Raw genomic sequence first — 8,066 nt, 5'->3', positions numbered from 1 at the left:
GAACAGCACGCCTTCCGTGCGGGCGGCCGCTTGGAAGCGGGTCAGGTGCTCGTGCATGACATCGTCTTTGCGTATCCCCTTGGCCAGGTGGGTCATGGGGATGGCGTGCTGGCGGGCAAAGGCGTGGATGGCCTGCTCGAAGCGTTCGCTGACCTGGCCAAGTGGAGCGGTGGAGGCGATGGGCAGACCGAGCTGGTGGTGGATGTAGCCGACCAGCGCTCGCGGATGTTGGAGCAGCGGCTGGTAGACGTTGAGGAACATCCGGTCGATCGACTCGATCTCGAGGGCCACATGCTCGGTCAGGACATCGGCGACGGTTCGGGGTAGCGTCATGACAAGCTCCGGTCGGATGTCGGCCCGAGTCGGCCGGCCACTGCCAGCAGGCGGTCAATAACGGGACACACAGTGTCACCGTCTCCTCCGGCCGGAGCCCTTTCATCTACCCCAGCCGTCACACATGGCTTGTCGGGCTGGGGCGAAGCCCCGTTAGTACTTGTTGCGACACCGTGATCATGAGGGTGTGTTGATGGCAGGGCGTAGCAGGACCCGCGCCGAGGCCGGGGCCGCCCGAGAAGCACTCCCGCCGTGGACATTGTCGAGCCATACCAGCGGGCTGGCAGAGGTTCGATCTCTGACACGGTCGAACCTCAGATCGTCGAACTGTTGACGGAGTTCTCGCAGATGCCGACCATGGTGATCGCCTAACGCGGAGCATCGGCGGCAGTATCCAAGCGGACATCACGTTCCGGGGCATGCCGCACTGGACATCCCCTCCGCGAACCTGCAACCTTCACGGAACCTCGGCACGGACGGATGCGTAGGAGTTCCCTTCCCTCTCCGCCAGGGCAGTGGAGAGGGAAACACCGACCTGCTGCCCGACGTCAGCCACCGCATCAGCCCCAGGCCACCAACAGAGCCCAATAACGACCCTCTTCAGGGCACCGGTTCTGGCACCGGAGAAGCAACCGCAGCGCGACGAAGCGTTCGTGAGCGCCAAGTAGCCCAGGCGAAGGAGCACGACCGGTTGTCCTGCCGCAGGAGCTTCTCCACTGGGATCGAAGCCTGCCTACAGAAGAAGCCCTGCAAGGCCCAACCTGGATGGATGGAACTATCGGCAACCGCAGTGTTTACTGTGGTCGAAGTCAGTCTGCTGGCAGAATGGGGTCAATGAGGCTAAGGGTGCATCCAGGAGGTTGGCATGGCCGGGCACTATCAGGACAAAAGCCAGATCTTCACGCTTTTCAACGGCGTAGGCATCCCGGCGTGGCGTGCCCCGCAAATTGGCGCACTCGGTGCGGTGATGGCCCACTGGTCGCTGCCGAGGAAGACCGCTGCGCTGGTGTCCCTTCCCACGGGTTCGGGTAAGACCGCAGTTGCTGCCGCAGCGCCCTATCTGTGCAAGGCGAACCGCGTGCTCGTTGTCGTCCCCTCGCAAGATCTACGGAAGCAGATCTCCGCAGCCTTTCAATCAGAAGACGTACTTCGCCGCATTGGAGCTCGAAACAGCGAAGATCGCCCGCATGTTATGCAATTAAGTGGCCGAATTGTGGACTGGTCAGCCCTAAACGCGGCCGACGTAGTTGTGGCTCTCCCTAATTCGATAAGCCCGATCTATTATGAGAACAACCTCCCTCCACGCGATCTATTCGATGTCGTAGTGGTTGATGAAGCCCATCACGCGCCAGCCAGTACATGGCGTGCAATTCTTGACTATTTTGATAGGGCACATGGGCTATTAATCACGGCGACACCACGGCGAAGGGACGGCCGACGCCTGCCAGGCGAACATATTTACCACTACCCGTTGCGGCAAGCGCTCGAAGAGGGTCTATATAAGCCAGTTCGACCTGTAATTTTAGACCTTCCCGAGAATGCAAGCGAGGAAACAAAGGATCGCCTGATCGCTGAAGAGGTCGTTCGGATCGCGCGAACCGCCGAGCATGCCACAAGCACCGTACTTGTTCGCGCCTCAAGCATATCGAGAGCAGAGGTTTTGGCATCCCTTTATAGTCAGCTAGGGCTTGAATTAGAACTTTTGCATTCAAAAATGTCCTCACGTGCGCGAAATGAGAAAGTGGAGGCACTAAGATCCGGTACATGTCGGGCCATCGCAGTTGTAGACATGCTTGGCGAAGGTTTCGACCTTCCCAGCATCCGTATCGCGGGATATCACGATAAGCACAAGTCCCTCAACGCAACTGTCCAACTAATTGGCCGACTAGTGCGTGTCGATGATCACTACCCGCAAGGTTCCATGCTTGTGACCGCTCGTGACATTGATGTGTTTCCACAACTACAGGGTGCGGTTCGCTCACTCTATGACGAAGACGCGGACTGGGCGGAAGTCCTGCCGGGTGTCATTGATGAATTGATTTCCGACGACATCGCCGACCGGGCTTACGTCCGTAACTTTCGAACAGCGCCTCCACAGTTGTCGGTTGAAGCAATTCACCCAGTCTGCCGATCCATTATCCACGAAGTTCCCGCGACTGGATGGGAGCCGTCGTTCCTGTCTGGGACTATTCCGGGGGCACTGACTGAGGGTTCGATTATAAGAGGAAAGGCTATCCTCTATTCGGCACTCAGCCCACGGAACGATACATTAATTATCGTAACAATGGCAGTTCAACGTCCCAAGTGGCACGCGGAGTCTGGACTTGACGCATCGACCTATGATCTGCATCTCATCTCGTGGCAAGCAGCTAGGCAGACAGATCAGGCACACCTACTTCTCATCAATTCGGCCGATACAGGGGTTATTCGCATAATACTCGAGGCTTTAAATGCCAAAGAACGAGTTCGTGCTGCTGACCCTGCTCGGATCCAAGATGCCTTCGATAGTCTGCCGCGCATCTCTGTTTCCAACGTGGGACTTAGAAATACGTATCACGGAAGTCAAGGCGTTCCTAGCTATAGGACCTTCGCCGGCAAGGGCGTCGAGCGCGGGTTACGCGATGCAGATACAGCTCGTGGTGCCCTCGGTCATGCAATGGCACAGATCACCAGCGAGGCAGGCACTTTTACTGCCGGGATAGCGACTGGCAAGTCGAAAATGTGGCAGACACGCCATGTGTCCTTGCGCGCACATGAGGATTTCGTCGTCGATCTAGCTGACCGCTACTGGTACCCGCCCATGGATGGCCCAGGTCGCCTACTACCAACAGTGGCCCGTGGATTCCGCCTACTTCAGTTCACGACTGCTCTTATTGCGGCAATCGATATGCATCCCGCCTTACGAGGACAGGGATGGTCTCTAGCTAACGGGCTGCTTTTAGACGAGCTCGACCTCCGCGAAGACACCTCTCGCGCGAGGACGGATGCCATACTCCCATTGCGTGCAATAGATCCGGCCAATCCATCCAACTCTCTATGGCTTGGTACGCAAGATATTTCGGGTACATTCCACGACAGTACCATGCCTGTCGAAGTACGAAGAGGGTACGGGCCAGTTTTTTCCCTTGCAGATATTTTTACGGATCGCCCACCCACGATATACTTTATAGATGGAAGGACGGTCCATGGAGGGACAGTTTATGAATCGCGTCCCGCCTTACATTCCATGCCGGACATAGATCACTTTGAATCCGCTTGGAGTGGCGTCGACATCACGGCGGAAACACGCGACACCGCAAAAAGGAAGATGCGAGGAATTTCTGTACATGAGAGTCTCGAGCAACACCTAGTTGACCAACCGCTCCGTAGGCGTCATCGATGGGTACTCTGTAACGATGGGCCGCGGGAGATCGCAGATTACATCGTAATCGAAATGGATCCAGGTCTCCAGGTAAGCATGGAACTCTGGCACGCGAAGGCATCACACGATGAAAAGCCTTCTCTACGCGTCAAAGATATGCAAGAAGTGATCGCTCAAGCCATCAAGAGTCGACGTTGGATCACGGATCGATCGCTGTGGGCTGAACTCGGTGCGCGTCTCGCAGGTAGGTCATCTCCGGCGATACGAGTCGTTAGAGGGAGTGAAAGACTACTGCGTGTTCTCTGCGGGGAGAACGCCATTCACCCCCAATGGTCAATTAAGGAAAGAGCGCCAATCATTACAGGCTGCATCGGAATTGCTCAGCCCGGACTTAGCCTTTCAGAACTTCATAAAGAGCTAAGGTCATCTCACCCGCGAATGGCCGCGCAGCAAATTCGAGAGCTCCTAACAGTTTGGCATGATGCGACATCGCCGATCGGTAGTGCAAAACTCATGGGAAGCAAGTAGCAATCGATTCAAATGCATGTTAGGAAAAGTTCCTATCTTTGTCCCGGTCATTGCTATCTACCTGCAGCGACAGAAGTGTCTGCGTCTGCCCCGATGTAGGGACGCACCATCCCTCAGTTCGCGAACGATCAGCCCTAGTTCATCAAGTGCGTTGATATCGTGCCTTTGTACCTGCGACAACACGGGGCCAGCACTACATGCGACTCAAACTGATCTTGGTGCAAATCCTGGGTCGCAATAAATGCCTTATCGCGACCCAGAACCTTGATCTTTCAAGATGGGAGACCGTCCGATGACCGAGTTGGACAACTGGAGGACGACACGACCACCCGCAACCGATGTCCTTCATTACTCCGCCTCAGGCCTCACTCGTGCCGGTCGAAAGGGGGCCCGCCCAGCGGTGGCACGACACTCTCCGAATCGGCCACCTCAACACTCTTCGCCTCGATGGCGTGGGCCCGTTCCTTCTCCACCTCGACGAGGATCTCCTTGGCCTCACGCTGTTCCAGTCCCCACCGGCTCATCAGTGGGCGTCGGCCTACGCTGATTGCCCTCACTGAGGCTCTCGATATAGGTGAGCCGCGCCGCCTCGTACCGGTCGGTGGGCAGACCGGCACCACTCGTTCCACCTCGACGAGAGTCTCAACGGGCTAGCACACGTGGCCTTCGGCCAGCGTCTCTATGGAGGGTCGCCGGGTGTTGCGGACGATCCACATCAGCAGTTCGTACGCGCCCGCGAAAGCCAGGGGTGCCAGGGCACTGACCAGGCGCGATCCGAGTCCACCGGACCAGCCGCGCGCCACATTCGCCGCCAGCGTCACCGCGCCCCCCAAGGAGAGCGCCACCCACGCCAGAACCGGCACACGCAGCCGGCGACGCGAGCAGTAGACCATCACCAGCGAAGCCATAACGATCACACCATCAGACATCGCCGGATACAGAATGGCCATGTCGTGCCGCTCACCAAGAGCGATCGCAAGACCATAGAAGTGGTGGTACGAAACGTAGGCAGCCGCGCCGGCGACCCCCAGCAGGACAGCCACCGCAAAGCCCAGGATGATCCGGTCCCCGTACCGATCGCGCTGAGTGCGTTCAACCGGGGCCTTTCCAACCAACACCCCGGCTATCGGTGGTGTCGAAGCGGAAACCGCCTGCTGAAGATCCCAACTGGCGGTTGCTGGAGTTCCTCGGCATGAGGGTGTGCCGCGCTGTCAGACCCGATTTTGTCGAGTTGGGTCCGGGAGTCGCCTCCTTGTGCGCTCATTCCGGGCATGAGACGTCTAGCCACGGGGCATCGACCCTGCTCAAGGCATGGGCGAACGGTTCAAGTCCGCCCGCATGCTCCACGCCGAGAAAGTCGCCGACGCGACGCAAATCCTGAAACCGCTTGCCTGTGGTGACATTGCGGTGTGATCTGGTGACGTACAGCGATGGGATAGGTTAAATGATCGCCAGTTGACGGTGTTGCAGCGGATCGGGAAGAGCCAGGAGCCGGTCAGCGCAAAAACGCCTGAGCTGGCGAGAACGGTGTACGCGCTTCGTAACCGCGGCTTGGTCACCACACCGCGAAAGGACGGATTCTGGCAGGCCGAGATCACCGAGGCTGGCCTCTTCTATCTGGAACACGGCCATCACCCGGACCGGCCAACTCCAGGCACAATGAGCAGCATCATCGTTGCCCGTGCACCAGTCGCCTCCAGAAGACGCGATGTCGGCCAAAGCCCCCTAAGCCTGGCCGAGAAGTTGATCGAACGCCTGCAACACAACGGGGGAACCCTCGAGATCGAAAACCCTGACCAGGAAACGCGCGCGTCCTACCGGCGGGCGATCCACGCGGCCAAACAACACAACCTGGTACCCGCAGGTTTCCATTTACGGCACACCGGCCGCAATGGCGGCGATCTGATCATGCGGCTCTTCGACGACGCGCATCCCGAGGAGACCGACTGGAACCGCGTCCGCCTCGGTGCACGCGACAAGGTCACCGATGCCGACGCGCTAGTCAAGCTGCTCCGGGATCATCCCGAGGTACTGGCCGTCTCCGAGGCCCTCAGGCCTCGGGCCCTCGACCTGGTCAAGTCCCTCGCCGAAGAAGCTCGCCGCCGCGGCCACAAACTCGCGATGTCCAAGAAGCGCAAAGCTCGCGGACTGTACGTACAGGTCGGTACGGGGCAGTACCCGGTTACCGTCAAAGAGGAACAGGACCAGGTGGTCCGCGAGCCAGGTCCGGAGGAAAAACGCCGAAGACCCTATGCCTGGCAGCGAGTCCCCGTGCAGTACGAATCCGTACCAACGGGACGTCTTCGATTGGAGTTGCCTCAGTCGCCGCATGGCCGGCGCGACCGGTGGTCGGATAGTTCGCGCTCGTTGGTGGAAAGTAAAGTACGCGAGGTCATCAAGGAGATCGAGCATCGCGTCGAGGCGGCGGAACAGGCTGCCCTCGCCCGGAGACAGCAATACGAGGAGTGGCTCGCCGAACAAGAACGAGAAAAAGCCGCGAAGCGGGCGCGCTGGGAGGCCGCGATGGTGCAGGCTCGCAACCGCGCAGTTGACGACTACCGCAACACGACATTCGCCAATGCCTTGGACGCCTGGGGGCGGCCAGCGAAATCCGCAAGTTCTGCGCCGCGCTCGACCAAACTGCGGCCGACTGCCAGGAGCCGGGGGAAGCCGAACGCCTGCAACCTTGGATCGAGTGGGGACACGCGATCGCCGACCGCCTGGACCCGCTCCGCGGTCCATCTCGTCTCGCCCATGCGGGTTTCGACAAAGATCCAGCTCCAGACGACCTGCGCCCTTACCTCGGGGATTGGAGTCCCCACGGCCCCCAAAAGGAGTATTACCGGCCTCAAACCGAACAGCGAGCACAGGTCAGCGATGCCTACCGCGAAAGCTGGTCACATGGACGCCGAGGTCGGCCTCAATGGTGGCGGCGATAGCGTGACACTTGCGGGCCCTCAACTCCGACACTGCGCGCTGGACCAGCTCACCCAGACGTTCGACTTCGGCCCGTAATGCCTTGAGCTCGTCGTAACGGTCGATGGCTTCCTTACCGCACCACTCATAGAGCGTGCTGACGACGGTCTCCAGTCGTTCCAGTTCACGGTCGGTCTTCTCATGGCCGTACCAGGACTCGTTCCGGCGTTGTGTCTTCAGGGCCGCTTCCTGCTTCGCCATGGCCTTGAGGATGTCTCCGCCCAGGACCTGAGCCACTCGCATGGCCACCTGGCGCGTCGTCGGCCACGAGGCGACATAGGTTCCGACCCTGTCCACAAAGGCCAGCGGCTCCTTACGCAGTTCCTGAGGGTCGAGACCAAGCCACGACGCCACCCCGTCGAGATCGGCGATCTCCATCACTCCGGCATCCGCGACAGCATGCCGGAGACGAATCCTGTTCTTCGGCCGAACATGACCGAAGAGCAGCTTGGCCACCTCGAATTCCGCGCTACCTCGAACCTCACGTGAGCGTTCAATCGCCGCCGCCCACCGGCGATCGTCATCAAGGAACGCCCCGACGTCAGCCCACGGAGCGACCAGTTGACCACGTGCTACCCACTCCTGCAGCCCGGCCTCCTCGCCGTCGAGAAAACGTACATGCAGATCGCCGTGTTTCCGCGGCCCGTCGACCCGGACCACCTCTACCTGGTACACCCGCTCCCCGACGGCCTTCGGCTGATCCCTGAACGCCCAGACATCACCGACGTCCATAAACTGTTCACCTTTCAAATCCGGCAAATGCCACACTTTCAAGCAATCACCCTCGGTGCTTTGGTGAATCTGCCCGGTAGCGCACGCCAGCCTGGTCACGGAACTGCCCACAGGTGCTGAGACCAGTGTTGCCGAA

The 8,066-nt window shown here is 59.4% G+C and carries 5 protein-coding genes; 2 read left to right on the top strand and 3 right to left on the bottom strand.

Annotated features, from left to right (window positions below):
* Nucleotides 1–333 (bottom strand): hypothetical protein (locus Amac_RS29590; RefSeq protein ID WP_218041356.1); only part of this gene is annotated, 333 nt, incomplete at its 3' end.
* A gap of 865 nt (nucleotides 334–1,198) precedes the next feature.
* Here Amac_RS29590 and Amac_RS29585 point away from each other — a divergent pair.
* Complete coding sequence (locus Amac_RS29585; protein WP_155357663.1) at nucleotides 1,199–4,222, top strand: DEAD/DEAH box helicase; 3,024 nt, start codon at nucleotides 1,199–1,201, stop codon at nucleotides 4,220–4,222.
* Between the two features lie 365 nt (nucleotides 4,223–4,587).
* On the opposite strand, the gene Amac_RS29580 is transcribed toward Amac_RS29585, so the two are convergent.
* Together Amac_RS29580 and Amac_RS29575 are read right to left on the bottom strand one after the other, a co-directional pair.
* Nucleotides 4,588–4,746 carry a hypothetical protein gene (locus Amac_RS29580; protein WP_155357662.1) on the bottom strand — a complete coding sequence of 53 codons (159 nt, stop codon included), beginning with the start codon at nucleotides 4,744–4,746 and terminating at the stop codon, nucleotides 4,588–4,590.
* 126 nt (nucleotides 4,747–4,872) lie between these two features.
* Nucleotides 4,873–5,265, bottom strand: coding sequence for a DUF2637 domain-containing protein (locus Amac_RS29575; RefSeq protein WP_170322723.1), 393 nt, complete (start codon nucleotides 5,263–5,265; stop codon nucleotides 4,873–4,875).
* 412 nt (nucleotides 5,266–5,677) lie between these two features.
* On the opposite strand from Amac_RS29575, the gene Amac_RS29570 reads away from it, so the two are divergent.
* Nucleotides 5,678–7,237 (top strand): hypothetical protein, encoded by a 1,560-nt coding sequence (locus tag Amac_RS29570; protein WP_155357660.1) that lies wholly within the window; start codon nucleotides 5,678–5,680, stop codon nucleotides 7,235–7,237.
* Nucleotides 7,238–8,066 lie beyond the last annotated feature (829 nt).

The organism is Acrocarpospora macrocephala (genome assembly GCF_009687865.1).
Classification (GTDB): Bacteria; Actinomycetota; Actinomycetes; order Streptosporangiales; family Streptosporangiaceae; genus Acrocarpospora; species Acrocarpospora macrocephala.
Note: the sequence above shows the minus strand (reverse complement) of the source record. Positions and strands in the feature narration are given on the sequence as shown.